General features: G+C 50.2%; 2 rRNA genes. Both read left to right on the top strand.

Going from position 1 to position 420, the window contains the following annotated elements:
• Window positions 1-118 (top strand): 16S ribosomal RNA (locus HU147_RS19205); the annotation flags it as partial.
• Between the two features lie 192 nt (window positions 119-310).
• Window positions 311-420: ribosomal RNA gene (locus HU147_RS19210) — 23S ribosomal RNA — on the top strand; the annotation flags it as partial.

Consider the following 420-nt stretch of genomic DNA (forward strand, 5'->3'; position numbering starts at 1 on the left):
ACACCCGAAGTCGGTGAGGTAACCCTTGTGGAGCCAGCCGCCGAAGGTGGGACAGATGATTGGGGTGAAGTCGTAACAAGGTAGCCGTATCGGAAGGTGCGGCTGGATCACCTCCTTTCTAAGGATAATATCGGAACGAAACCTGCGGGTTTCGGTTGACGTTTTGCGTTCAGTTTTGAAGGTTCACCTTCGGCAATGCCGAGCTGGAACTTCAACAACTTGTTCTTTGAAAACTGGATATGACGACATTGAAACAACGAAAACAAGCAACACGAGTGATGAGACCGATTTTATCGGTCGACTTTCTAATGGTTAAGTTAGAAAGGGCGCACGGTGGATGCCTTGGCACTAGGAGCCGAAGAAGGACGGCACTAACACCGATATGCTCCGGGGAGCTGTAAGTGAGCTTTGATCCGGAGA

This window comes from Planococcus chinensis, from assembly GCF_020071995.1.
In the GTDB taxonomy this organism is placed as follows: domain Bacteria; phylum Bacillota; class Bacilli; order Bacillales_A; family Planococcaceae; genus Planococcus; species Planococcus chinensis_A.